This is a genomic window from Desulfovibrio sp. ZJ746 (assembly GCF_011039155.1).
In the GTDB taxonomy this organism is placed as follows: domain Bacteria; phylum Desulfobacterota; class Desulfovibrionia; order Desulfovibrionales; family Desulfovibrionaceae; genus Desulfovibrio.
Genome location: NZ_JAAKEK010000001.1, coordinates 19,590 through 44,867 on the forward strand (window position 1 = coordinate 19,590; position 25,278 = coordinate 44,867).

23 protein-coding genes are annotated in these 25,278 nt (G+C 68.3%); 13 read left to right on the forward strand and 10 right to left on the reverse strand.

The features are described from left to right. The first annotated feature begins 1 nt into the window (after position 1). Positions 2–757 carry a hypothetical protein gene (locus tag G7Y54_RS00110; RefSeq protein ID WP_165075065.1) on the forward strand — a complete coding sequence of 252 codons (756 nt, stop codon included), beginning with the start codon at positions 2–4 and terminating at the stop codon, positions 755–757. Between the two features lie 18 nt (positions 758–775). Here the strand turns inward: G7Y54_RS00110 and serS are convergent, their stop codons facing one another. Continuing rightward, entirely contained in the window at positions 776–2,053 is a 1,278-nt protein-coding gene (gene serS, locus G7Y54_RS00115) for a serine--tRNA ligase (RefSeq protein ID WP_165075068.1), read from the reverse strand. Between the two features lie 155 nt (positions 2,054–2,208). Between serS and G7Y54_RS00120 the strand changes: the two genes are divergently transcribed. From G7Y54_RS00120 to thiE, 5 genes are all read left to right on the forward strand, one after another. Continuing rightward, positions 2,209–2,811, forward strand: coding sequence for a hypothetical protein (locus tag G7Y54_RS00120; RefSeq protein ID WP_165075071.1), 603 nt, complete (start codon positions 2,209–2,211; stop codon positions 2,809–2,811). A gap of 3 nt (positions 2,812–2,814) precedes the next feature. Then, on the forward strand, positions 2,815–3,936 hold the full coding sequence (locus G7Y54_RS00125) for a translation initiation factor IF-2 (protein WP_165075073.1): 1,122 nt from the start codon (positions 2,815–2,817) through the stop codon (positions 3,934–3,936). Beyond that, complete coding sequence (locus G7Y54_RS00130; protein ID WP_165075076.1) at positions 3,933–4,274, forward strand: hypothetical protein; 342 nt, start codon at positions 3,933–3,935, stop codon at positions 4,272–4,274. Before G7Y54_RS00125 ends, G7Y54_RS00130 begins: the two co-directional genes overlap by 4 nt. 79 nt (positions 4,275–4,353) lie before the next feature. Beyond that, positions 4,354–5,304 (forward strand): EamA family transporter, encoded by a 951-nt coding sequence (locus G7Y54_RS00135; RefSeq protein ID WP_165075078.1) that lies wholly within the window; start codon positions 4,354–4,356, stop codon positions 5,302–5,304. Positions 5,305–5,316: 12 nt separating this feature from the next. Then, positions 5,317–5,973, forward strand: a complete 657-nt coding sequence (gene thiE, locus G7Y54_RS00140; protein WP_165075081.1) for a thiamine phosphate synthase — start codon at positions 5,317–5,319, stop codon at positions 5,971–5,973. Positions 5,974–6,056: 83 nt separating this feature from the next. Here thiE and G7Y54_RS00145 read toward each other — a convergent pair whose 3' ends face one another. The 5 genes from G7Y54_RS00145 to traT all read right to left on the reverse strand — a co-directional run bounded on the left by G7Y54_RS00145 (position 6,057) and on the right by traT (position 10,762). Then, complete coding sequence (locus G7Y54_RS00145; RefSeq protein WP_165075084.1) at positions 6,057–6,380, reverse strand: hypothetical protein; 324 nt, start codon at positions 6,378–6,380, stop codon at positions 6,057–6,059. Positions 6,381–6,396: 16 nt separating this feature from the next. Then, positions 6,397–7,002, reverse strand: a complete 606-nt coding sequence (locus G7Y54_RS00150) for a hypothetical protein (RefSeq protein WP_165075088.1) — start codon at positions 7,000–7,002, stop codon at positions 6,397–6,399. Positions 7,003–7,089: 87 nt separating this feature from the next. Then, positions 7,090–8,712 (reverse strand): glycosyltransferase family 9 protein, encoded by a 1,623-nt coding sequence (locus tag G7Y54_RS00155; protein WP_165075091.1) that lies wholly within the window; start codon positions 8,710–8,712, stop codon positions 7,090–7,092. Positions 8,713–8,734: 22 nt separating this feature from the next. Further along, the gene (locus G7Y54_RS00160; RefSeq protein WP_165075094.1) at positions 8,735–10,003 is read right to left on the reverse strand and encodes a hypothetical protein; all 1,269 of its coding nucleotides are present in this window, start codon (positions 10,001–10,003) and stop codon (positions 8,735–8,737) included. Positions 10,004–10,159: 156 nt separating this feature from the next. Next, a complete protein-coding gene (gene traT, locus G7Y54_RS00165) occupies positions 10,160–10,762 on the reverse strand; it encodes a complement resistance protein TraT (RefSeq protein ID WP_165075097.1) in 603 nt (200 codons plus the stop codon). A 235-nt stretch (positions 10,763–10,997) separates the two neighbouring features. On the opposite strand from traT, the gene topA reads away from it, so the two are divergent. The 7 genes from topA to G7Y54_RS00200 all read left to right on the forward strand — a co-directional run bounded on the left by topA (position 10,998) and on the right by G7Y54_RS00200 (position 21,660). Further along, entirely contained in the window at positions 10,998–13,292 is a 2,295-nt protein-coding gene (gene topA / locus G7Y54_RS00170) for a type I DNA topoisomerase (protein WP_165075100.1), read from the forward strand. After that, a complete protein-coding gene (locus G7Y54_RS00175) occupies positions 13,279–13,914 on the forward strand; it encodes an XdhC family protein (RefSeq protein WP_165075103.1) in 636 nt (211 codons plus the stop codon). The genes topA and G7Y54_RS00175 overlap by 14 nt, the downstream gene beginning before the upstream one ends. A gap of 84 nt (positions 13,915–13,998) precedes the next feature. Continuing rightward, complete coding sequence (locus G7Y54_RS00180; RefSeq protein ID WP_165075106.1) at positions 13,999–14,619, forward strand: thioredoxin; 621 nt, start codon at positions 13,999–14,001, stop codon at positions 14,617–14,619. Positions 14,620–14,933: 314 nt separating this feature from the next. Further along, positions 14,934–16,085: an efflux RND transporter periplasmic adaptor subunit gene (locus G7Y54_RS00185; RefSeq protein WP_165075109.1), complete on the forward strand. Its 1,152-nt coding sequence runs from the start codon at positions 14,934–14,936 to the stop codon at positions 16,083–16,085. 39 nt (positions 16,086–16,124) lie between these two features. Further along, positions 16,125–19,325: a multidrug efflux RND transporter permease subunit gene (locus tag G7Y54_RS00190; RefSeq protein WP_165075112.1), complete on the forward strand. Its 3,201-nt coding sequence runs from the start codon at positions 16,125–16,127 to the stop codon at positions 19,323–19,325. Next, entirely contained in the window at positions 19,322–20,890 is a 1,569-nt protein-coding gene (locus G7Y54_RS00195) for an efflux transporter outer membrane subunit (RefSeq protein WP_165075115.1), read from the forward strand. The genes G7Y54_RS00190 and G7Y54_RS00195 overlap by 4 nt, the downstream gene beginning before the upstream one ends. After that, a complete protein-coding gene (locus tag G7Y54_RS00200; protein ID WP_165075119.1) occupies positions 20,887–21,660 on the forward strand; it encodes a hypothetical protein in 774 nt (257 codons plus the stop codon). The genes G7Y54_RS00195 and G7Y54_RS00200 overlap by 4 nt, the downstream gene beginning before the upstream one ends. A 487-nt stretch (positions 21,661–22,147) precedes the next feature. On the opposite strand, the gene G7Y54_RS00205 is transcribed toward G7Y54_RS00200, so the two are convergent. The 4 genes from G7Y54_RS00205 to G7Y54_RS00220 form a co-directional block, all read right to left on the reverse strand. After that, positions 22,148–22,519, reverse strand: coding sequence for a hypothetical protein (locus G7Y54_RS00205; RefSeq protein WP_165075122.1), 372 nt, complete (start codon positions 22,517–22,519; stop codon positions 22,148–22,150). Between the two features lie 46 nt (positions 22,520–22,565). After that, positions 22,566–23,597, reverse strand: a complete 1,032-nt coding sequence (gluQRS, locus tag G7Y54_RS00210) for a tRNA glutamyl-Q(34) synthetase GluQRS (RefSeq protein WP_165075125.1) — start codon at positions 23,595–23,597, stop codon at positions 22,566–22,568. A gap of 112 nt (positions 23,598–23,709) precedes the next feature. Beyond that, positions 23,710–24,633: an NlpC/P60 family protein gene (locus G7Y54_RS00215; RefSeq protein WP_241159310.1), complete on the reverse strand. Its 924-nt coding sequence runs from the start codon at positions 24,631–24,633 to the stop codon at positions 23,710–23,712. A 167-nt stretch (positions 24,634–24,800) separates the two neighbouring features. Further along, a complete protein-coding gene (locus G7Y54_RS00220; RefSeq protein WP_165075132.1) occupies positions 24,801–25,223 on the reverse strand; it encodes a flagellar basal body rod C-terminal domain-containing protein in 423 nt (140 codons plus the stop codon). Positions 25,224–25,278: the final 55 nt, after the last annotated feature.

Sequence of the window (25,278 nt, forward strand, 5' to 3'; positions counted from 1 at the left end):
CGTGCGCTACCACGAGCAGCTTGGCATCATCCTCATGCGCGACAATGGCCCGCGCCGCAGCTTCCGCTTGAGGCGGAGCAGCTTTTTCGCGCTCGTCATTTTTTTTGGCTGCATGCCCGTGGTCTGCGCCGTGCTGGCGTGGCAGTGCTGGCAGCTCTGGCAGGAAAACGCCAGCCTGCGCGCCAACATGCAGCGCTTCGAGATGGACTGCCAGATGGCCCAGGCCACGGCCGAGCGTTTGCAGAATTTTGAGGAGTTGCTGCGCGAGGAGGGCGTGCAGGGCCGGGAGCTCCTGCTCAGGCGCCTTGCGCGCGCGGGCGGCGACTCCGCCCAGGCGCAGGAGGGGGCGACCGCCGAATCCGCCCAGGCCGCGGCCGCCTCATCGCCGCTGGGCGAAGGCCCGGGGCACGAGGACTTCCCCGAAGTGGATACGGGCCGCGTGAAAGTGGCCAATGTGCAGGCGCGGGCGCTTCGGGGCAACGGCCTGCGCATCGGCCTCGACCTGCGCAACACGGAGACCCAGAAACTCCTCGCCGGCACGGTTTCCGCCACCCTCGTGACGGCATCCGGCCAGAAGTGCCCGCTCGCCTTCGACCCCGAAGACGTGGGCAATTTCCGCATCAGCCGCTTCAAGCGCGCGGTCATGGTGGCCCGCGTGCCCGACCAGTACAGCCTTGTCAACGCGCAGGTCATCCTTGAGGTCACGGAGCCGGACTCGGGCCTCATCTACCGCAACATCTTCGCCGTGGAGCGCTAGGGGCGCCCCTCCGGGCGCTCAGCGCACGGGCTCGATGACCTCCACGCCGTCCATGTAGGGCACGAGCACCTTGGGCAGCACCACGCTGCCGTCCTTCTGCTGGCCGTTTTCGAGGATTGCCGCCATGGTGCGCCCGGTGGGGAGCCCCGAGCCGTTGAGCGTGTGCACCCACGCGGCCTTGCCGCCCTTGGGTTTGAAGCGGATATTGGCGCGCCGCGCCTGGAAATCCGTGCAGTTGGAGCAGGAGGAGATCTCGCGGTAGGTGTTCTGCGAGGGCAGCCAGACCTCCACGTCATAGGTCTTGGCGGCGCTGAAGCCGAGGTCGCCCGTGCAGAGGGTGATGACGCGGTAGGGCAGTTCCAGAAGCTCCAGCAGGTGCCGCGCATGGCCGGTCATGAGCTCGAGCTGGGCCATGCTGTCGTCCGGGTGGGCGAAGCGGACCATCTCCACCTTGGTGAACTGGTGCATGCGGATCATGCCGCGCGTATCCTTGCCGGCGCTGCCCGCCTCGGAGCGGAAGCAGGGCGTGGCCGCGCAGTAGGCGAGCGGAAGCTCCGCCTCGTCCAGCGTCTCGCCGGCGTGCAGGTTGGTGAGCGGCACTTCGGCGGTGGGGATGAGGTAATAGTCCCAGTCGCGCACCTTGAAGAGGTCTTCCTCGAACTTGGGGAGCTGCCCGGTGCCGGTCATGGTCACGCGGTTGACCATGTAGGGCGGCGAGATCTCGATATAGCCCTCGTGTTTCGTGTGCTGGTCGAGGAAGAAGTTGGCCAGCGCCCGGTCGAGGCGCGCGGCCCAGGCGCGCTCCACCACGAAGCGGCTGCCCGTGAGCTTCGCCGCGCGGGCGAAGTCGAGCCCGCCGAGGCGCGTGCCGAGCTCGCCGTGCTCCTCGGGGGTGAAGTCAAAGCTGCGCGGCGTGCCCCACCGCGCGACTTCCACATTCTCCTTTTCATCCGCGCCCTGCGGCACCGAGGAATCCGGCAAGTTGGGCACGGAGAGCAGCCAGGCCTCCTCCCCGGCCTTGACCCCGGCCACTTCGGCGTCGAGCTTCTTGATGCGCTCGGAAAGCTCGCCGAGCTCGGCGAAGCGGTCGCTGGCGTCGCCACCGGCGCGCTTGATGGCGGCCACCTCGTCCGAGGCCGTGTTGCGCTGGCTCTTCAGGCCCTCCACCTCGGCGAGGAGGGCGCGGCGCCGCTCGTCAAGGGCGCGAAATTCCCGCATGTCGAGCTTGGAATGGCGCTCCTTGAGCGCTTTTTCCACCACTTCCGGCTGCTTTTGCGCCAGCTTGAGATCGATCATCGCCTGCTCCCCATGTGTGCCCGGGATCTGTTCGGCCGCCCGCACGCCGGGCGCCGCCCCGTAGGTAGCATGGCGGCCAGCGCCTTGCAAGATGCGGCCGTTGCGTGTATCTCTAAACAGATTCTAGAATCAACTCCACATCCCGTGAGGCAGCCATGCAACACCGCCGCTCAATGCCCGTCGTCCTGCTTGCCCTCCTTGGGGCGGTTTTCCTGCTTTCGGCCTGCGGGCCGAGCAATACCGTGCGCCTCCTGCCACCCCCGCCGCTGGACGCCTCGGTCCTGCCCGCTCCCAACGCGCCCAGCGTGAGCGTGGTGAATTTTGAGGACAAGCGCGTGGACACCGCGTCCATCGGCGTGCGCCGCGACGGCAGCGCCTTTACGACCAGCGGCGACGTGGCCGAGTGGATCAGCCGGGCGCTGGCCGACGAGCTCGCCCGCAGCGGGTTCCAGGTGACGTTCGCCGCCAATGTGAACCAGGCCCGAAGCGGCAACCCCGACTATCTCGTCACCGGCCAGGTGGACGAGGTGTGGCTCAAGGAGAATTCCTCCATGGAGATCTCCTCCCAGATGCGGGTCAAGTGCGCGCTCGCCAACCGCAAGGGGCGCCTCTGGAGCGAGTCCACCAACGCGAGCCAGAGCCGCAGCGGGCTGCCCTCGGGCTCCACGGCGGACAACCTTTTGCTCGACACCCTGCGCGACCTCGTGAAGCCCATGGCCCAGAAGATCGTGCAGACCATCGACGCCAAGAAGAACTAGGCCGTGGGGCTCACGCCCGCAAGCGCGGCGCCCGGGCCGTGGCGCTTCTGGGCCCTGTGCGGGGCGATCTTCTGCCTGCTCGGCGGGGGCCCGTGCCCCGCGCTGGCCGGGGCGACGGCTGCGGGCGCATCGCCGGGGCCCTGCGCCGTGACCGAGGTGATGGACCGCCCCTTTCCGCTCCTCGTGCCGCTGTCCTACCGCTGGGCCCGGGGCGCGGCGTGGATGAGCGCCCTCATCACGGCCTCGCCCGCGCTTGAGGCCGGGGCGCGCCGGGCTCTTGCCGATGCGGGCCTTGCCGACCGCGGCGGCCTGCTCGCGCTCAGCGCGCGGCTGCACAGCATCGGCCACCTCACGCCCGACGATTCGCCGGAACTGGCCGTGGCCGTGCGCCTTGTGCCCGCGCCCGACATGCCGCAGGCCCTTGCCGGCGCCCTGCGCGAGGGCGAACTGCTCGCGCTGCTCAGGGCGCTCCTGCTCGACATGGAATCGACCCTGCTCGCCGTGCAGCGGTCGTGGCCGGCCACGCTTGCCGAAGCGCGCCAACAGGCCTCCGGGCTCGACGCGGCTTCCCTGCGCCTGGAGGCGCTCTGGCGCGGCGCCATGGCCGCGCAGCCGGCAGCGGGCGGCTGGATGTGCGCGCCCGGGGCGCTCCCCGCGCTGGAGCTCGCCGTCAGGGGCGCGCCGGACAATGCGGCCCTGTGGCTCCTGCTGGCCGAGGCGCGCCTTCAGGGCGACCTGCCGCAGGCGGCGGTGGGCGCCGCCGGGGAAGCCCTCGGGCTCCTCGCCGGGCGCGCGCACCCCGCGGACGCGCGGCTGGAGGCCCGGGCGCGCTATGTGCGCGGCCTCGGGCACTGGCGGCTCGGGCAACCGGCGCTGGCCGAGGCCGACCTTGATGCCGCCCTGGGGACTATTTCCCCAGAGAGCGGCGCACAGGGGGCGGAACGGGCGCGCCGCCTGCGCGCGCGGGGGGCCGTGCGCCTCATGCGCCGCCATGTGGCCGGTATGTGCGAGGATTTTGCCGCGGCCTGCGCCCTGGGCGACTGCGAGGGGCTGGCCGCGGCCCGGGCGCGCGGGCATTGCCGCGGGGACGCCGCAAGCGCGGACGAAGCGGGTGCCACGCCATGAGCCAGCCCGTGTTGCTCAAGGTCTACGGCAATCTTTTCCCGGCGGAGGAGGCCGACCGCGAGGCGCTGGCCCAGGCCTGCGCGGGCCGCGTGCCCGCCGGGGACGGCGAAGCTGTGCTGCGCGAGGGCGACCTTGTGCGCATCTCCTTCGAGGGGCTGTATTTCCCGGTGGAGGACGTGCTGGAGGCCATCGCCGCGCGGCTTCGGCCGGCCCAGCAGGGCAAGCTCGACGTGCTCGACCTCGAGGCCTGGCGGCTCACGCGCCACCTCTTCGCCGAGGGGCGCTTCACGTCCCGCACGGCGCCGCTCAACAATGTGCTGGACTTTTCCGGGCATTAAGCATTTCTTTTGCTGACGGCCGCGGGCGCCCCGCGGACGGAAAACCTTTCACCTTCTTTAGCACGGACAGGACATCCTCATGGCGGCAACTCCCGGAAAAGGCGGCGTGGGCAACTTTCTCCTCGGCAACGGCTGCATCCTCCTGGCGACCATCTTCTGGGGCATCAACGTGCCCGCCACCAAGGTGCTCATCCCGGAATGGATGACTGCCGACGGCGTCTCGGCCGTGCGCCTCGTCGGCGGCTGCATCCTCTTCTGGCTGGCTTCGATCTTCTTCAAGTGCGAGCCCATCCAGAAGGGCGACTGGCTCAAGATCATCCTCGGCGGCGCCGTGGGCCTGTTCCTCTTCATCTTCCTCTTCGTGACCTCGCTCAAGTACGGCAACGCCATCGACATTTCCATCATCATGACCCTGCCGCCCATGTTCGTGGTGCTCATGGAAGTGATCTTCATGCACCAGCGGCCTTCGCTCGCCGAGTACCTGGGCCTCGTCATCTCCTTCGCTGGCGCGGTCATCGTCATCGTGACCGGGGCGAGCCACACCCAGTCCGGCTCCAACATCCTGCTCGGCAACGCCATCGCCGTCGCCTCCACCATTTGCTACGCCTTCTACCTCGTCATCCTGGAGAAGCCGACCCACACCTACAGGCCGCTCTCGCTCCTGCGCTGGGTCTTCCTGTTCGCGGCCATCCCGGGGCTGTGCCTCCTGCCCGGCATGCAGGACATGCCCATCGTCCACGCCGAGACCGCCCGGCCCTGGATCTGGATCGGCTTCATCCTCTTCTGCCCCACCTTCATCGCGTATTTCCTCGTGCAGCCGGCCATCAAGAAGATCGGCTCCGAGCTCGTCTCGCTCTACCAGTACCTCCTCCCCGTGTGCGCGGCCATCGCCTGCGTCATCATCGGCATCGAGGAGCTGCACTGGACGCAGTGCGCGGCCATGGTGGTCATCGTCATCGGCATGGCCGTGACCAATTTGGGCAAGCGCAAGCGCGTGAAGAAGGCCCACGAGGCCGCCAAGACCGCGTAACAGGGGAAAGCCATGCCACGCATCCTGCCCGGCGAGACCGACATCTACGCCCTGACGGACAGCCGCCTCTCCCTCGGGCGCCCGGTGGCCGAGGTGGCCCGCGCCCTGCTCGACGCGGGCGTACGCCTCCTCCAGTACCGGGAAAAGCGGCTTGCGGCGGGCGCCATGCTGGAGGAATGCCGCGCGCTTCGGCGCATGACCCGCGAGGCCGGGGCCTGCTTCATCGTCAACGACCATGTGGACATCGCCATGCTCGTGGACGCGGACGGGGTGCACGTGGGACAGGATGACCTGCCCGTGCCCGAGGTGCGCCGGCTGGTGGGGCCGGAGATGATTATCGGCCTCTCCACCCACTCGCCGGAACAGGCGCGGGCCGCGCTTGCGGCCGGGGCGGATTATATCGGCGTGGGGCCCATCTTCGCCACGCAGACCAAGGAAGACGTGGTGGCGCCCGTGGGCTTCGCCTATCTCGACTGGGTGGCCGGGAACATGCGCCTGCCCTTTGTGGCCATCGGCGGCATCAAGGCGTGGAATGCCGCCGACGTGGCGGCCCATGGCGCGGATTGCTGCGCCCTCGTGTCCGCGCTCGTGGGCGCGAAAGATATCGGCGCGGCCGTGGCCGAGGTGCGGCAGGCCATCCGGGCCGGGAAGGCCGCCCGGCACTGCTGAGGGAAAAATCGCCAGCACGAAAAAACGCCCGCCATCCTCACGGATGACGGGCGTTCTGCTTCCCTCGCGGTCAAACTTGGGGCTCATTGCAGGGCATAGCCCACCGACTGATGGTAGCCGCGCATCCGGCGCTGCTCCTGCCGGGAGTGGTTCAGGCTGCGGCGCACTTCGTCGCGCGCGCGGCCGGCCATGCCGGTGAGCTCTTCCTGGAGCCGGGCCTGCTCGGCGAGACGGCTGCGGTATTCCCCGGCCGAGGCCTCGTCGAGCATGCTCCAGGCCATGTCCGTGAGCTCGCCGCGCCGCCCGGCGAGCTCGATGGCTTCCTCATAGTTGGCATTCTCCAGCGCGGCGCGCTCCTGGCGGGCGAGCACCAGCGCCTCGTCGAGCAAGGCAATGCCCTGGCACATACAAACCTCCCGCGGCCTACTGCTGCCTGAGGCCGGCCAACTGGCGGTGGATGGTCTCGCCGGCCACGCGCCATTCCTCGCAGAGGGGCGCGAATTCAAATTCCAAAAGGTCGGCCAGGAGCACCCAGTCCTCGCTCTCCATGACTTCGCTCATCTCCGAGATGAGGCTCGAGAGTTTCTCGCCCCGCGCCAGGAACTCCTCGTCCACGCCGCCGAGATAGCGGTCGCGCAGGTGCGTCACCATGCCCATGAAGTCGCGGGTCACGTCCAGCTCGTCCTGGAGCAGTTCCAGGGCGTCGGCGTCCTGCGCCTCGCGGAACAGGCGCGCCACGTTGCGCGCGCCGCTCTCGAGCATGCGCGCCACCTTGCCGAGCTCGCCGGACATCTCCACCGCGAGATCGGCGGCGGGCTGCGAGCGCACCTCCACCGAGGTGATGGCATCGCAGCTCATGTCCTCGGCCTGGTGCGGATAGATTTCAGAAAAGCTCTCGTTGTTGACGAAAACGTCGGTCACGATGCGACCGTCCATTTTCTCGTCGTCCATCACATTGGCGAGCACTTCCTCGAGATTGGCAAAATTGGAAATGTGCTGTTCGCTCCGGCAGCCGTCAACGATGATCATATGTCCCTCCTCGTCCCCACAGGGAAGTATTTGCTTGCGCCCTACGGCGTGTCCTGAAAAATGCAATAGCCATGCCAGAAAGATGTCTCACGCGCCCGTCACCCCGAGCCGCCCCGCGAAGGCGCGCATATGGCGGCCGAGGATGGCGAGCGAAGGCAGAAGCTCGTCCATGGCGCCGCCGCGCGTCTCACGAAGCTCGCGCCAGAAAGCCCCGAGGGAGGCGAGCGGCCTGCAGCCGTCCAGCACCTGCTGGAGGCGCTCGCAGTTGCGGAGAAAAAGTTGCCCGGCCTGCGGGCTCTTGCCCGCGAGGGCGCCGGCGGCCGTGAGGGCGTCCAGCAGGGCCGCGCCCTGCGTCAATACGGCGGCGGCCTGCGGCGCGTCGGCCAAGGCTACGACCGGGGGCGGCGTTGTGGCGACTGTTCCGGCCTGAGGGGCGACTTCGACGCGGCCGAGATCGTCAAGAAGCTGACGCCAGAAGCCGCGCAATTCCGAAAGCCACAGGCTGCGTGCTTCCTCCCCGTGGCCGGAAAGGGAACGCACGGTGGCGAAACCGTCCGCGTCAAAACCCGTTTGCCAGACGCGCACCTGCGCGCAAAGTTCCGCTGAAAGGCCTGCCTCCCAACTGCCCGAAATGAGGTAGCCGAGGGCGAGCCGCGCCACCGGGCCGGCCTCTGGGAGGCTGCGGCAGCGTTCGCCCTCGGTGCAGGCGCGGCCGAAGGCGCAGGGATGGCAGGCAAGCGCCGGCTCGAGGCAGCAGCAGTCGTCGAGATAGGGCCCGGTGTCCCAGGGCTGGGCCGTGGCGAAAAAGAAGGCCAGGGAGCGCACGCCGAGGCCGGCGGCGAGGTGCATGGTGCCCGTGTCATTGGTGACGAGCAGGCGCGAGCGCCGAAGCAGCGCGGCCAGCTTCGGGATGTCCGTGGCGCCCACGGCATTGGCGAAGGGGTGCTTTGCCGCCCGGGCATAGGCCTCGGCCAGCGGCGCCTCCGCGGCCGAGCCCAAGAGCAGGGGCCGGATGCCGGCCTCGCGCCAGAGGATGTCCCCGAGGGCCGCGAAGCGTTCCGCCGGCCACTGGCGCCGCGCCTCGCTGGCGCCGAGCTGGAAGGCCACATGCCCCCCGGACGGCGTGTCGCCCGCCGCGGCAAGGAAGCTGTCGGCCCAGGCAAGAGCCTCCGGCGCGGGTTCGCGCAGGGAAAAGGGGCTCCCCGCAGGGGCCGCGCCCCGCAGCAGGGGCTGGCCGGTCATGCGGAACATGTCCACAACATTAAAAGGTGCGTTGAGGCGCTGGCGCGTGGCCACGCCAAGGAAGGTGGCCCAGAGGCCGTGGTTCACGCCGAAGCCCTCGGCGTCCAGCCCGAAGCCCAGCGTGTCTTCCGGGCGTGCTGCGAGGAGGCGCGTCAAAAGGCGCGCGGGCAGGGTGGGCGTCAGGTTGAGCACGCGGGGGGCGCCGGCCTCCTCGCGCACCGTGCGCGCGAAACCGAGCAGGTCCCCCGCGGCCGCCTGCCAGGAGCGGTCGAGGCCGGCCATGAGGCGCGCGCCCGGCAAGGTCCACACGGCGTCCACATCCCTGAGCAGCGGCGTGGCGGGCGCGAAATTTTCCAGGCACAGCAGGCCGACCCGGTGGCCGGCCGAATGAAGGGCGCTCATGAGGGGCTGGCTTTGCAGAAGATCCCCGAAGCGCGTCAGGTTGCAGACGAGAACGTCAACGCCCATGCGTCAAACCCGCTGGCCGCGCTCAGGCGAGGCTCGCGCGTTCCGAGCCGCCGTCGAGCATGTTCAGGGCGAGCTCCCGCTCCTGGCGGAAGCGGTTGCGCACGGCCTGCTGCACCTGCGCGGTGGAGGAGCCGAACTGCCCGGCGCGGATCTGGTAGACATTGCTGATGAGCTTGCGCTCGTAGCCGGCGTCCTCGGGCTTGCCGCTCACGTCGTCGGCGCGGTCGAAGATGCGCGCGGCGCCCGCGGGCCCGTGCTGCACGGCCGTGCTCCAGATGACTTCGCGCATGGCGGGCGAGAGGCTGTCGGCCTCAAGGCCGGTGCGCTTGACGATGGCCTCGAGCGCCGGCCGGTAGTGGCTTTCGCGGATAAAGGATTCCTGGAGTTCCTCGAAGCGCTCGGGCTGCTCGGCGGCAATGGCGCGCCAGGCGTCGGGCATGCCGCCCTTGCGGCTGCCGGTGTCGGCCGGGCCGGCCTTGCGCAGGCGCTGGGCGATGTCCGGCGCCTCGCCGTCAAGGAAGTTGAGAAAGCTCTTCATGCTGCCCACGCGCGAGGCGATCTGGTACTTGCCGTAGGAGGTGCCGCCCGTGCGGTCGTAGCCGATGGCCGCGATGCCGTCCCCGCCGGACTCGAAGCGCGCCGAGAGGCGCCCCATGCCGGTTTCGGCGGCGGCCGCGCTCTTGCGGCCGCGCTTCACGCCCTGCGCCCCGGCCGCGCCATCGGGCCGCGTCACGTTGCGGGTGTGGATGAAGTCGGCGGAGGTGAGGGCGAAACCGCGGCCATTGTTGGCCGCCGCGCGGGTGAGCGAGCGCAGTTGCCGGGCCGCGCCCATGTTGCGGGCCATGTCCAGCGCGCTTCCGCCGGAAAGCCCCTGCATGAGGCCGTCCATGGCGCGCGTCTGGGCGATGTCGGCCTGGGCCTTGGTGAAATTCTGCGCGCGCAAAAGGTCGCTCGGGCTGCGCCCGGCGAGCACGGTGTTGCGCAGGGGGAGGGTGGTGTTGTCCTCGGGCAGGCGCGCCACCTGCGGCTGGAACTGCGCGGAGCGCGCGGCGTTGCCGGCAGCCTTCTGGGCGGCAGTGTTTTGGGCGGCGGCAGCCTTGCCGGCAGCATTCTGGCTGGCGGCCTGGGCCTGCGCGGCGTCCTTTTCCCCGGCCATGAGCGCGGCGAAGCGGGCCTTGTCGGGGCTCGCCTGGGCCTTCTTGCCGGATATGGGGCCAGATGCGGCGCCGCTTGCCGGGGCTTGCGTCTGCTGTTCGGCCGGGGGCCGGATAAGCCATGCGGAATGTGACATCTTTCTCCTCCTGGCGGCGCAGGGCCTGCCATGCGCCGAGGAATAAGCAAGGAAGATGCCAAGCGTGAAAACAGGGCAGCGGCGCGCTCTTGCGGGCGGCGGCGAAGGGCTTTTCGCGCCTGCGCCAAAATGCCGACGGGCGCGGCCCCCGGCCGGTCAGGGACGCCCCAGGGCCTCGTCGAGCTCGTGCGCGAGGGTGCGCGCGAAGGAGGAGGGCAGCGCATTGTGCCTCGGCTCCTCGTGGGGCACGAGCAGCCCGAGGCGCATCTGGCTCGAGCCCACGGCGTTGCGGCTCGTGATGTTCTTGAGCCTGGCGCGGCTCGGCCGGGCGTGGCTCGGCACCTTGCGCTGCACGAGCAGCACGTCGGCGAGCAGCCCGTGCGCCCCGCGGCCCGAAAAGCGCGCCGGCGCGCCGTAGCCCGCGTTCACGATCTCTTCCAGCGCCTCCGGGCTCACCGTGCCTTCGTCGAGCAGGGAGACCTGCAGGATATAGCCCGCCTCGCTCGGGTTTTCCACAAGGGTGACGCGCGTGCGCTCGAGATTGCGGCCGGCGCTGGCGGGCAGGCGCAGGGCGCGGCCGGTCATGTCGCGCACGTCCACATACATCTTGTCGGGCACGTCGTCGTTTTCCACGGGCGTGAGCTCGCCCGAGCGCAGCACGCGGATCTCCGCGCTTTCGGCCTCGCGCTGGCGGATGCAGGAGCAGGAGAGGATGACCGTGAGCAGGATGAGGCAGAGGAGGGGCAGTCGCGCGTGCATGGCAGTCTCCGTTCAAGGGGGCCGTCGCCGGCGCGGACGCCGCGATACGGGAGGGCCGCCCCGCAAGGCGGCCGCGCGAGAGGCCGGGGCCGGTCGCGCCACTCCCTCCATAGCCCGGAAACGGCCCCGCTGTCCACCTGCCCGCATTTCCGGCCCGCGCACTTGACGCGGCGGGCGTTTGACGTATCTTGCCCCTGCGAGTGATGAGGAAACCGCAACCGCAAAGGGCAGCAGCATGGCCAGGCAACTGATCATCGTGGAGTCTCCCGCCAAGGTGAAGACCATCAAGAAATTCCTCGGGCCGAGCTATACGGTGCAGGCGAGCGTCGGGCATGTGCGCGACTTGCCGGCCAGTTCGCTCGGCGTGGACGAGGCCCACGATTTCGCGCCGCAATACGAGATCATCGACAAGAAGAAGGACGTGGTCAGCGCCCTGCGCGCCGCCGCCGCCAAGGCGGACACGGTCTATCTCGCGCCCGACCCCGACCGCGAGGGCGAGGCCATCGCCTGGCACGTGGCCGAGCTCATCCGCGACAAGGCCAAGGACATCAAGCGCATCCAGTTCAACGAGATCACCGAGCGCGCCGTGCGCGAGGCCCTGGCGCACCCGCGCGAGCTCAACTCCCAGCTCGTGGACGCCCAGCAGGCCCGCCGCGTGCTCGACCGCCTCGTGGGCTACAAGATCTCGCCCCTGCTTTGGAAGACCATCAAGCGCGGCATTTCGGCGGGCCGGGTGCAGTCCGTGGCCCTGCGCCTCATCGTGGAGCGCGAGGCCGAGCGCGAGGCCTTCGTGCCCGAGGAATATTGGCCCTTCCACGCGTTGCTGGCCGCGGACGAGCCGCCGCTCTTCCGCGCGGAGCTCACGAAAATTTCCGGCAAGAAGGCGCAAGTGCGCAACGCCGCCGAGGCCGAGGCGCTTACGGCCTCCATCAAGGGCAAGCCCTTCGTGGTGGAAAAGGTGGAGGAAAAGGAGCGGGAGCGCGCGCCCCAGCCGCCCTTCATCACCTCCACCCTCCAGCAGGCGGCCAACCAGCGCCTTTCCTACGGCGCCAAGCGCACCATGAGCATCGCCCAGCGCCTCTATGAAGGCGTGGAACTGGGCGATCGCGGCCTCACCGCGCTCATCACCTACATGCGCACGGACTCCACGCGCATCGCCGACGAGGCCCGGGCCGCGGCCAAGGAATTCATCACCGCCACCTTCGGCAAGGACTACCTGCCGCCCCGCGCCCGCATTTACCGGGCCAAGGGGGGCGCGCAGGACGCGCACGAGGCCATCCGGCCCGTGGACGTGAGCCTCACGCCCGAGATGGTGCGCGGCGAGCTGCCGCCCGAGCAATACAACCTCTATAGCCTCATCTGGTCGCGCTTCGTGGCCTCGCAGATGGCCTCGGCGCGCTTCCACGACACCACGGCCACCGTGGCCTGCGGCCATACGCACTGGCAGGCCAAGGGCGAGCGCCTGCTCTTCCCCGGCTATCTCGCGGCCTGGCCGCGCGGCAAGGAGGAGGGCGCGGCGCTCCTGCCGCCGCTCGCCAAGGGCCAGGCGCTCCGTCTCGAAAAGCTGGAAAAGGAGCAGAAATTCACGCAGCCCCCGGCGCGCTACAGCGAGGCCACCCTCGTCAAGGAATTGGAAGACCGGGGCATCGGCCGGCCCTCCACCTATGCGGCCATCATCTCCACCCTGCAGGACAGGGATTATGTGCGCCTCGAGGCGCGCCGCTTCGTCCCCACGGACTTGGGCCGCGTGGTCTGCAAGCAACTGGTGGAGCATTTCGGCAAGCTCATGGACGTGGGCTTCACCGCGCATATGGAGGAAGGGCTCGACAAGGTGGCCGAGGGCGGCGTGGACTGGGTGGACCTGTTGCGCGCCTTCGCCGCGGACTTCAACCCCACGCTGGACGCGGCGGCGAAGAACATGCGCAGCGTCAAGGGGGGGCTCCCCACGGACGTGCCGTGCCCTGAATGCGGCAAGCCGCTGGTCATCAAGTTCGGCAAGGCCGGAGCCTTCCTCGCCTGCACGGGTTACCCCGAGTGCCGCTACACCAGCAATTTCGCGCGCAACGTGGACGGCAAGGTGGAGGCCGTGACGCCGGAAAAGCCGCAGTATGAAAAGGTGGGCCAGTGCCCGCGCTGCGGCCGCGACCTCGTCATCAAGACCTCGCGCACCGGGAGCCGCTTCATCGCCTGCACTGGCTACCCCGAGTGCGACCACGCCGCGCCCTTCTCCACGGGCGTGGCGTGCCCCAAGTGCGGCAAGGGCACCCTGGTGGAAAAGAGCACGCGGCGCGGCAAGGTCTTTTATTCCTGCGACCAGTATCCCCAGTGCGATTTCGCCCTCTGGGACAGGCCGGTGCCCGGCCCCTGCCCGCGCTGCGGATCAAGCTACCTTGTGGAGAAAAAGCGCCGCGACGGCGTCAAGGTGCTCTGCCCGGTCAAGGGCTGCGGCTATGTGCGTCCCGCCGGGGAGGGGAACGAGGACGGCGGCGCGCCGTCAGGGGACGGGGAGGGCGAGCATGGCCTCCGCTGACCGCAAGCCCCTGCTCGACGCCGCCCCGCTCTCGCTCACGCCCGATGGGGACGCGGCCCCGGCACCGGATACGGACATGCCCGTCCTGCTCCTTCTGGGCGACGGCCCGGAGGCCCGTGCGCTCGCCCGGTTGGCCGCGGAATGCGGCTTCGCGGTGGACATGGCCGTGCGGGACGCGGACGTGGCGCCCGATGCGCCGCTCCCGGCGGAAGCGGAGGCCGGAGCCCCGGCAGACGGCGCCCCGGCGGACATCCCGGGCCTGCGCCGCCATATCCGTCTTTTGCCGGGCGAGAGCGCGGTTGAGCGTTGCGCCGTGGGGCGCAGGCACTCCATCTGCATCTTCCCCAAGGACGAAGCCATGGCCGTGGCCGCGCTGGAAGACGTGCTGGCGAGCCACGCCTTCTTTGTGGGCCTGTGGGCCACGCGCGCCGAGCGCGAGCGCGTGTGGGCCGCGCTCAGGGCGGCTGGCGTGCCCGACGCCGAGCTCGCGGCCGTGCGCTGCCCGCTGGGCCTCGGCGACCTCGCCGACATGGGGGGCCCGGTGGCCTCGGCGGTGCCCGTGCTGGCGGAACTGCTGGCCGCGCGGGCCGGCAGCCGGCAGCGCTTCCGCCTTGAGGATTGACGCGGCGCCCCGGCCGGTTTAGTGATTAAGGAATGGGCCGGAAGGGGCGCACGCCCGCAACTTCCCCGGCCCTGCGAGGTGCGGATGGAGTACGCGCTCGGCGCCATATGCGTCATCTTCCTGATTTTCCTGCTCATGGAGTCCAAGCGCAAGGCCGCGCGCATCGTGCAGGCCGTGGCCGTGGAGAAGAGCAGGATCGCCGACGATTCCGGCATGACCGCGAGCCTCGGCGTCTTCACGCCCGACACGCAGACCACGGTCATCATCGGCGCCTCGGAGGAGCTCGGCGTCTTTTATTACCGCATGCTGCGCCAGAGCAAGGTCATCATCCGAAGCCGCATCAACCTCGCCAACCTCGCCCGCGTGGAACTGCTCGTCAACAGCCAGCCCGTCGCCATCGCCTCGGGCTCGGAACAGCCCACCACTTCGCTCCGCGCCACGGAGATCGCCGACAGGACCATCTCGCTCTTTTCCACCGACGCCATCCGCAACATGCAGCGCGCGGGCCTGCGCGTGGTCTTTTTTGACGAGAGCGGCACGGAAAAGAGCCTCGAGATCACCTCCCTGCGCGCCGAGGACGAGCGCCACAAGTTCGAGCGCGTGCAACTGCTCAAGACGACCATCTGGTGGGTGGCCTTCCTCCAGATGGCGAGCCGCCAGGCCCGGCAGGTGCGGGCGCGCCTTGCGCCGGACACGCCGGCCTGAGCCGCCGGCGCCTCGCCCCCCGCGCACGGGCCCCGTCCCCCCTGGCCTCGTCCCCGCACGGACTTAAAATTTTTTCTCCAAATATTCCGCATGGTTGCCGTATCGGAATACGGTAATTTATCCTGTTGGAATCATTCATGATTTCCAGAAGCAGCTTTCTGCCCCTTGCGGCGCGCCTTTTCTTGCCTTTTCGCCCTTGATGTGGTTAGTAACGGGGGTTCGCCCCGTCGCCAGGTGCCGGCGCCGACCCCGCGGCGGCCCGGGCGCCCTCCATGCCTTTCAACGCGCCAGCGCGTTTTTTTTCGGAGTGACTCATGACCCGAACCCTCCCTGCCAAAGCCGCCTTTCTTCCCGGCCTGGTGCTCATGCTTTCATTCGCCCTCGCGGCCTGCGAGGATTCCCAAAAGGCCGGCCAGGTCCCGCTGATGCCAGTGGCCGTGTATGAGGTCACGGTGGCGGACGCGCTCTGGCCCGCCGAATACCAGGCGCAGGCCTCGGGCTCGCGCGCTGTCGAGGTGCGCTCGCGCGTGGAGGCCATCATCGAGAAGCGCCTCTATGACGAGGGCGACTATGTGAAGGAGGGGCAGCTGCTCTTCCAGCTCGAGCGCGACCAGTATGAGGCGCGGATGCAGCAGGCTCAGGCGCAGTACATCAATGCCGAGCGCGAGTGGCAGCGCGTGCGCCCGCTCTACCAGAAGAACGCCGTCTCCCAGAAGGAGCGCGACGCCGCCCGCGCCGCCTACGAGACCGCCAAGGCGGAACTTCGGCAGGCGCAGATCAATCTCGACTACTGCCAGGTGACGGCCCCGGTCTCCGGCTACAGCAGCAAGGAGAACTATACCCCGGGCAACCTGGTCAGCAACAATTCGCTCTTGACCTACGTCAACCAGACCGACCCCATGTATATCGACTTTTCCATCGCCGCGCCGGAGCGGATGCTGCGCCAGCAGCTCGCCGCGGCGGGCAAGCTGGAATTCCCGCCCGACGGCCACTATACGGCGAAGCTGCGCCTCCTCGACGGGCGCATGTATGACGGCGAGGGCGAAGTCACCTTCATCGACAGCCAGGTGCAGCCCACCACGGGCGTCATCCAGGCGCGCGCGGTGTTCACCAATGCCGACCGCTCCATCATGCCCGGCCAGTATGTGCGCATCTACATGTCGGGCGACGTGCTGAAGAACGCCATCCTCGTGCCGCAGAAGTGCGTCATGATCACCCAGAAGGGCGCCACGGTCATGGCGCTGGATAAGGACGACGTGGTCCAGGCGCGCCCGGTGACCATCGGCGTCACCGTGGGCGACCGTTACCTCATCGATTCGGGCCTCCAGGCGGGCGACCGCATCATCAGCGAGGGCCAGGTGAAGGCCAGGCCCGGCGCCAAGGTGCGCGTGATGCCCGCCGAGGAAGTGCTCCACGCCCAACAGCAGGCGAAGCAGCCCGAAGGCCAGGAACAGGGTCAGAAATAACCGGCGAACGCTCACGCCCGCCGGACATAGGTACGCGCAATGGCAGTATCAGCCAAACCGAATCTCTTTCTCCGCCGTCCCATCCTTTCTTCGGTCATTTCCATCGTCATCACGCTGGTGGGCCTGCTCGCCATGACGGCGCTGCCCATCGCGCAGTATCCCGACCTCGTGCCGCCCACGGTCAACGTGAGCGCGAGCTATCCGGGCGCCTCGGCGGCGACCATCGCCTCCACGGTGCTCGCGCCGCTGGAAGTGAACATCAACGGCGTGGAAAACATGCTCTACATGACGTCCACGGCGGCCTCGGGCTCGGGCTCCGGCACCATCAACGTGTATTTTTCGCTGGATACCGACCCGGACATGGCGCTCGTCAACGTCAACAACAAGGTCAACCTCGCGCAGACGACCCTGCCCGAGGAGGTGCGCCGCCAGGGCGTCACCGTTGTCAAGCGCTCGCCCGCCGCGCTCATGTTCTTCTCGTTCTTCTCGCCCGACGGCCGCTATGACGAGGTCTATCTGCACAACTGGATGCAGATCAACGTGGTGGACGAGCTCAAGCGCGTGGCCGGCGTGGGCGACTGCTCGGTGTTCGGCAACCGCAACTACTCCATGCGCATCTGGCTCCAGCCGGACAAGCTCGCCAAGTACGGCATCTCCACGCAGGAGGTGGCGGCCGCCATCCAGGAGCAGAATTCCCAGTTCGCGCCCGGGCGCCTCGGCGAAATGCCCGCCCCTCAAGATACCCAGCTCACCTGGCAGATCGACACCCTGGGGCGCCTCGTGACGCCCGAGCAGTTCGGCGAGATCATCGTCCGCACCGGGCCGGACAGCGCCATGCTGCGCTTGAAGGACGTGGCGGACATCAAGCTCGGCGGCCTCGACTACAGCGTGTCCTCGCGCTTCGACGGCATGCCCGCCTGCATGGGCGGCGTCTACCTGCTCCCGGGCGCCAACGCCATCGCCACCGGCGACCGCGTGTCCGCGCGCCTCGCCGAGATCGCCCAGACCATGCCCGACGGCATGGAATTCCAGCTCGTGGTGGATACCAATGACTTCGTCATGGAATCCATCCACGAGGTCATCAGCACCCTCATCGAGGCCATGATCCTCGTGTTCATCGTGGTCTTCGTCTTCCTCCAGAACTGGCGGGCCACGCTCATCCCCTGCATCGCGGTGCCCGTGTCCATCATCGGCACCTTCGCCGGCCTCTACGCGCTCGGCTTTTCCATCAACACGCTCACGCTCTTCGCCATGGTGCTCGCCATCGGCCTCGTGGTGGACGACGCCATCGTGGTGCTCGAAAACGTGGAGCGCATCATGAGCACCGAGCACTTGCCGCCCAAGGAAGCCACGGCCAAGAGCATGAACGAGATCACCGCCCCGGTCATCGCCATCGTGCTCGTGCTCTGCTCGGTGTTCATCCCCGTGGCCTTCATGGGCGGCCTCGCGGGCCAGATGTACAAGCAGTTCGCCATCACCATCGCGGTCTCGGTGACGCTCTCGGGCATCGTGGCGCTCACGCTCACGCCGTCGCTCTGCGCGCTTCTGCTCAAGCCGCACGCGGCCGACTACAAGCCGCCCAAGGCCTTCGTCTGGTTCGACTACACCTTCGGGCGCATCACCCACGCCTATTTGCGCGGCGTGCGCTACCTGAAGGACCACGGCGTCACGGCGCTCATCCTGACGGCCCTCATGTTCGTCTGCATCATCTGGCTCTTCAGGGTGGTGCCCGGCGGCCTCGTGCCCAACGAGGACCAGGGCTACACCCTCGGCATGGCCATCCTCGACGACGGCGCCTCGCTCAAGCGCACCGAGACCGTGGGCGACGTGATCAACGATTACGGCCTCAAGATCCCGGGCGTGCGCCATCTCGCCAACATCAACGGCATCGACATCACCACGGTCTCGGTGAAGAGCAACTATTCCACCTTCTTCACCACGCTGGAGCCGTGGAGCAAGCGCAAGAAAAAGTCGGAATCGGCCGGTGCCATCTCCGACAGGATGAAGGCCGTGACCATGATGCAGCCCGAGGCGGTGGTGCTGGGCTTCTTGCCGCCGCCCATCAGCGGCATGAGCACCACCGGCGGCTTCGAGGGCTATATCCAGATGCGCGGCGACGGCACGCTCAACGACCTCGAGAAGCAGGCCAACGCCTTCGTGGCCGAGGCCCTGAGCAGGAACGCCGACGGGACGCCCAAGTACCCGGCCATCGGCAGCGTGCAGAACCTCTTTTCCACGGGCTCGCCGCAGCTCTACGCCAACCTTGACCGCGACCGCTGCAAGGACATGGGCGTGAACATCAGCGACGTGTTCACCACCATGAGCGCCACGTTTGGCGGCATGTACGTCAACGACTTCAACTACATGGGCCGTACCTTTCAGGTGCGCCTCCAGTCCGAGTCGCAGTTCCGCCAGCTCCCCGAGGACCTCTCCGACGTCTATGTGCCCAACAACAAGGGCGAGATGATCCCGCTCACGGCCCTCATGACGCTGGAGCGGCGCACCGCCCCGCAGGTGGTGGAGCGCTACAACGTCTTCCCGGCGGCGCATGTCATGGGCAACCCGGCGGACGGCTATTCCTCGGGTCAGGCGCTGGCCGCCATGGAGGCCGTCGCCAGGACGCTCCCCAACGACTATTCGCTCGGCTGGGTGGGCTCGGCCCTGCAGGAAAAGCTCGCGAGCTCGGACACCACCATGATCTTCGTGCTGGCGCTCGTCATGGTCTTCCTCATCCTGGCCGCGCAGTACGAATCGTGGTCGCTGCCGCTCTCGGTGCTCACGGCCGTGCCCTTCGGCGTGTTCGGCGCCCTGGTGGCGACCTATTTCCGCGGGCTGGAGAATGACGTGTACTTCCAGGTGGCGCTCGTGACCATCATCGGCCTCGCCGCCAAGAACGCCATCCTCATCGTGGAATTCGCCGTGGACGCCTGGCACGACGGCCGCAGCCTCGACGTTGCCGCCATGCAGGCCGCGCGCCTGCGCTTCCGGCCCATCGTCATGACCTCGCTCGCCTTCATCCTCGGCGTGGTGCCGCTGGCCATCAGCACGGGCGCGGGCGCCAACAGCCGCCACTCCATCGGCACGGCGGTCATCGGCGGCATGCTGGGCGCCACCTGCATCGCCACTGTGTTCCTGCCGTATTTCTTCAAGCTCATCATGCAGATCTCGCTCAAGCTGCGCGGCAAGACAGACCCCAATGCCGGCAAGGGCAGCCTGGACGGGGAGGTGGACGACCTATGAGTTTCAGCGCATCTACGCCGCGCACAGGGGGCCATGCCCTGAAACGCCTTGCCGCGGGCATCCTTTGCGCATGCCTCGCCTGCGCCCTCGCCGCCTGCTCCTTTGCGCCGCGCTATGAAAGGCCGGTGCAGGACCTGCCCAAGGAATGGCGCTCGGTGGATCTGGGCTCCGCCCCGCTGGACACGGACTGGTGGACGCGGTTCAATGATCCCGTGCTCACGGCCCTCATTGACGACGCGCTGACCTATAATCAGGATCTCGCCCAGTCGCTGGCGCGCATCGACTCGGCCGCCGCCCAGGTGGGCGTGGCCACGGCGGCCCTCTTCCCGCAGGTGAGCGGCACGGGCGCGGCCACGGCCCAGAGCGCTTCGGAAAAGGCGCCCAACACGGTGCCCTTTGCGGTGAGCGGCATGTCGCGCTCGACCACGCAGTACCAGGGCGCGCTTTCCGCCGGCTGGGAGCTCGACCTCTGGGGCAAGGCGCGCAACCGGCGCACCATGCTGAGCGACGTGCTCATGAACAGCGTCATCGGCCACGAGGCCCTGCGCCTCTCCGTGGCGGCGCAGACGGCCCAGGGCTATTTCGCGCTGCTCGCGCTCGACATGCAGCTTGAGACGGCCAGGCGCACGCTCAAGAGCCGCGAGGAATCCTTCGGCATCTACACGAGCCGCTACGAGCAGGGGGACATCACCGAGCTCGACTGGCAGCGCGCCCGCGCCGAGGTGGAGATCGCCCGCGCGCAGGTGCATACCAGCACCGTGGCCGTGGACCAGGCCGAGGCGGCGCTGGCCGTGCTCATTGGCCGCTCGCCGCGTGACATCATCAACCGCGCCATGCCCCGCGGCCATGACATCGGGAGCCTGCCCGCGCCGCCGGTGCTGCCTTCAGGGCTCCCCTCAGAATTGCTTATGCGCCGGCCCGACATCCGCGCGGCGGAATACCTGATCATGGCCTACAACGCCAATATCGGCGTGGCCCGCGCCCAGTTCTTCCCGTCCATCTCGCTCACGGGCGCCATCGGCACCCTGAGCGCAGCGGTGGCGAACCTGTTCACCAACCCCGCCGGCACGTGGAGCTACGGGGCCAGCGGCTCCATCCCAATTCTGGATTTCGGCAACAACTGGTACAACCTCAAGGACGCCGAGGCCCAGAAGCGCGCGGCCGAGGCCGCCTACCGCAAGACCGTGCAGACGGCCTTCGAGGACATCCGCACCTCGCTCACGGCGCAACGCGAGGCCGGGGCCATCGTGCGCAGCATGCAGATCGAGGTGGAGAGCCTGCGGCGCGCCACGGAGATCGCCCGCCTCCAGTACGACAACGGCTATACCGATTACCTCACCGTGCTCGATGCCGAGCGCCAGCTCTTCGCCGCCGAGCTCCAGCTGGCCTCGGCCCTGCGCGACAGGCTCAACGCCGTGGTCAGCGTGTGCATGGCCCTTGGGGGCGGCTGGTCGGATACGGGCGCCACGCCCTCCTTCCCCATCGTGGATACGGAAGCATTGCTGGAAGAAGAAAAAGCCGTGGGCCTGCCGGCCTCCCGAAGCGGCGCGGGCGCGCGGCCATGAATATGAGGAAACCCGGCCAAGGCCGGGTTTTCTTGTCTTGCGGGCGCCCGGGTGTTTTGCGCGGGCTCCTGCTCCCGCTGCTCCTGCTCGGGGCGTTGTGCGCGTATGCTCCAGAGGCGCTGGCGGCCACGGCCGCTCACCAGCCGGCGCAGAAGGGCAAGGCGCTGCACGGCCAGTCCTGGGCTTTCGGGCAGTCCGAAGACAGGAAGGCGGCCATCTGGCGGCGCGGCGTGCCGGCGCAGAGCCTGAAGCAGAGGGCGCTCACCGGCACGGGCGCCAAGGCCCAGAGCGGAAAGGCGGCGGCAAAGGGCAGCAAGAGTGCGGCTGCCGGCACGTCGGGGGCGGCCAAGGGCGCTTCGCAAAAAAGCGCCGCCAAAAAGAGCGCCCCGGGGCATGGCGCCATGGATACGGAAAGCGGCATCGACCGCGCGCTCGCCGCGGCCCAGGCCATGGCGGACGCCGAAGCGGCGGAAGCGGCCAAGGGCCAGCACGCGAAGCCCAAGGGTTCCCTGGGCATGAGCATGAAAAACTCGACCACCACCTGGAATGTGACGCCCATGCGCGAAGCCATGCGCCCGGACGAGGTGCTGGTGCGCGACAGGCACCATGTGCTGCGCGCCTTCGCGGATGTGGAGCCCACGGAAGACCTCAGCATCCGGGTCGGGCCCGAGCTCATCCTTAAAGATGAGCAGCACGGCGCCGAAAGCGCGGGCTCAAGCCAGCCGGACTCGGCCTTGGGCCTCGGCATGCAGTTCAAGCTGGATTTTTAGGCCGGGTTCTCCGGCGCACCCCACATTCATCACGTCCGCCGGCGGACAATGTAAAGGCGCCCATGCGGGCGCCTTTTTGGGTATTCTGCCGTTTTTACTTGGTTATGTTATAGCGTGTAGTTGACGGATCTTCCTTAAATCCGTCTGGAGCGAAGCGGAAGACGGGTGCTGCGACCGGATGGCGGCGCGCAGCGCCGTGCCCGTTGGCGAGCAACGCGAGCCCTACGGGCATCGACAGCAGCGATGGTGCCGGAAGAATCCTAAAAAATAAGATTTTTCGGTGCTGGCGCGCTAGCCGTTGGCGAGTCCGCGAGCCTTACGGATAGCGACAGCGGTTTCGTTGATTGGCTGGCGCGCTAACTAATTGCTGTCTCCATCCGTAGCTTCCTGCGTCGCAACGGCTGGAGCAAGGCTGTTTTTGACGGATAATTTCGGCATTACAGATGCAGCACAGACGACCACCCACTCAAAAGTATAACAAAGCCTTTTACTTCCGCACCAGCTTGAAGGGGATGACATGGGTCTCGGCGTCCACTTCCTCCGTGGGGCCCAGCTCCCAGACGGGTTCGCCCTGCCAGCCGAGGCGTTCGGCCACGGCGCGGGCCACGCCGGCCACATCGAGAACGGGATGGCGCTTGAACACCTGCGGCAGGCCATAGGTGAGGCTGCATTTCAGGCACTTGCCCGGGCGCTGGCGAAGCTCGAAGGCGAGGCGGGCCTCCGTGTCGGTCACGCCGAGCGGGACAAGGCGGATGTCATAGGCGCCTTCCTCGGCGCCGCCGAAGAGCGCGTCAAAAAAAGCGTCCGTGCGGGCGGCGGGAAAGATCTCATCCAGAAAAGGCTGGTCCAGTTCCGGCATGGGGGCTCCTTGGGGTGATGGCGGTTGCGGGCAGGGCGCGGACGGCTCAGCCGTCGTTCGGGCTCATGAGGCGCGCCATGTCTTCCTCCATAACCCGCAAATCCTCGCGCGGCAAGGCGGTGGGGGTGAAGCGGCCCACGAGCTCACGCGGATGCACTGGGACGCCCCCGGGATTGATGCCCGCAAGGCGTCCGAGATAGCCGACGACCACTTCCGGCCTCACGCCGGCAGCCCTAAGCGCGGCAAGCGACAGGCTGGCGTGACGCTTGGCAAGCCGCTCGCCCCCGCTATCCAGCAGGAGCGGGATATGTGTGTATCTGGGCGGCCTGAGCCCCAAAAAGCGCATGACGAGCAGCTGGCGCGGCGTGGAGGGCAAGAGGTCGCGCCCGCGCACCACTTCGGTCACGCCCATGAGGCCGTCGTCCACGGCCACGGCCAGCTGGTAGGCCACCACGCCGTCGGAGCGGCGCAGGGCGAAATCACCGCCAAAGGCCTCGGGGCTGAACGCTTGCGGCCCCTGGAGCATATCGCAGAAGCGCACGGACTCGTCAGGACTGCGCAGGCGCAGGGCCGCGTGCCTCCCGGCCGCAATGAGGCGCTGCCGCTCCGGCTGCGTGAGGCTGCGGCACGGGTCGGGCGCGGCCGGCCCCTCCTCGCCGGCATGGGGCGCGGAGGCGAGCTGGCGCAGCTCCTTGCGGCTGCAAAAACAGGGATAGGTGAGGCCGGCGGCCTCCAGCTTCGCGATGGCCCCGGCATAGATGTGCCCGCGCCGGCTCTGCGCCATGGGCCCGAGCGCGGGCGCGGCATCTTCCTCTTCCGGCCCGGCGTCCCAGTCCAGCCCGAGCCAATGGAGGTCGTCCACGATGGCGGCGGCAAAGGCCGGGCGCGAGCGCTGCGGGTCCAGGTCCTCCATGCGCAGCAGGACGCGGCCCCCCTTGCTGCGCGCCGAGAGCCACGCCAGCAGGAAGGCCCAGGCGTTGCCAAGGTGGAGCAGCCCCGTGGGGCTTGGCGCGAGGCGCCCAACCACGGGCCGCGCTTCAGGAGGGCCGGGCTCTCCTGTCGATCCTCTGTCGCTCATGCTGCTGGCCTTTTAGAAGTCCGGGCAATAGTTTCGATGTGGATACGAAAAAACGCGGCCAGGCCGCGTTTTTTCGCTGCTCCCCGGGGGAGGAAATTCCGGCCGCGCAAACTCAGGAACGGTTCCGGCTGCTCTTGCCGCTGAGCGAAGAGACGGTCTTGTGGCCGCTCTTGCGGGAAGCCGTGGACTTGGCCGCGGCCGGCTTGGTTGCGGCCTTGACGGGAGCCTTGCTGGCCTGGACACGGCTCTTGAGCGCGCTCTTGCCGGAGGCGGGCTTCTGCGCGGAGGCCACGGCGCCGCCCTTGCCCGACTTTTTGGCGGACTTCACGGACTTGCCGGATTTCGCGGACTTGGCCGCGGACTTCGACACCTTGGACTTGGCCGTCTTGACGGACTTGCCCGCTTTGGCGGCCTTGCTGCCCTTGGCGGACGCCGAAGCCACGGTGGCAGCCTTGGCGCCCTTGCGGGCCTCTCTCGCGTCGGCATAAACGGCGAGGCGGCTTTCGGCCTGGGCCACGAGATTTTCGCCGCTGCCGATGGAGACGCGGCGCGCGCCGAGCAGGGTCTTGCTGAAATAGGGGTCGGAGAGGGAATTGATGCGCACGCGGGTGCGCTTGCGGGGGCTGTGGATGAACTTGCCGTCGCCCACATAAATGCCGGTATGATAGCCGCGCTTGGGGTGGCGGAAGGCCACGATGTCGCCCGCGCGCATGTCTTCGATATTGCGGATGCCCTCGCCCACCACGGACTGCTCGCGCGCCGTGCGCGGCAGCTTGACGCCCACATTCCTGTAGGCCCAGTGGACGAAGCCCGAGCAGTCAAAGCCGCCCGGATTGGAGCCGCCGAGCACATAGGGCGTGCCGATGGCCGAGCGGGCGTGCTGGAGCAGCTTCTGGCCCGCCAGTTCCTGTTCTTCATTGAGGCTGGCTTCGTAGGAATGACGGAAACGCTCCACGCGCGCCTGTTCAGCGGCCTTGCCGCTTTTTTGCGCGGCGCAGCCGATGGCCAGGCCGCAGGCGAGAATGAGCGCGCACACTTTCAATCCCTTTCCCATCCTTTTCCATCCCCCTGTAAAAAGAACAGAATGCCGCGGCCGAAGCCTGGCCGCCGCGCAAAAGGTCAATGAAGACGAAAAGCCCGGATTTTCGCACGAGGGGCGCCCCGCCGCCATGCGGCGCGGGCGGGCGCGAGCGAAAAGCAGGCTCAGGCCTTGAGATTCAGCAAGGTGCCGAGCATTTCGTCCGCCGTGCGCACGGTCTGGGCATTGGCCTCATAGGTGCGCTGGGTGACAATCATGCCGGGCATTTCTCTAGCAAGTTCCGTTCCGCTGGGGAGCGTGACGCCTGGCGGCAGGTTGGCGGCCTCCCGAAAGTCGGCCGCGGTGCCGTCCGCGCCATAGCCCGCAAGCGCGCCCCCCAGGCGCGGCTCGCGGACGACCGAATCCAGCGTGACGCCCCGGCCGCCCGGGCCGGTGGCGAACAGCGCCCGTTGCGGCGTAAAGCCGTCAGTGGAGACATTGGCCACATTATGCGCGTGGACAGCCATGCCCCAGGAATGGGCCTGCATGGCACCCGCGCCCATAAAGAGGGCCGAAGTGATGCCTCCGCTGCCGGAAACGCCGTCCATGGTCTGCTCCTCGGGGAGGGTGTAGCACAAATATTTCAGGGTTGCAAAGCCTTTT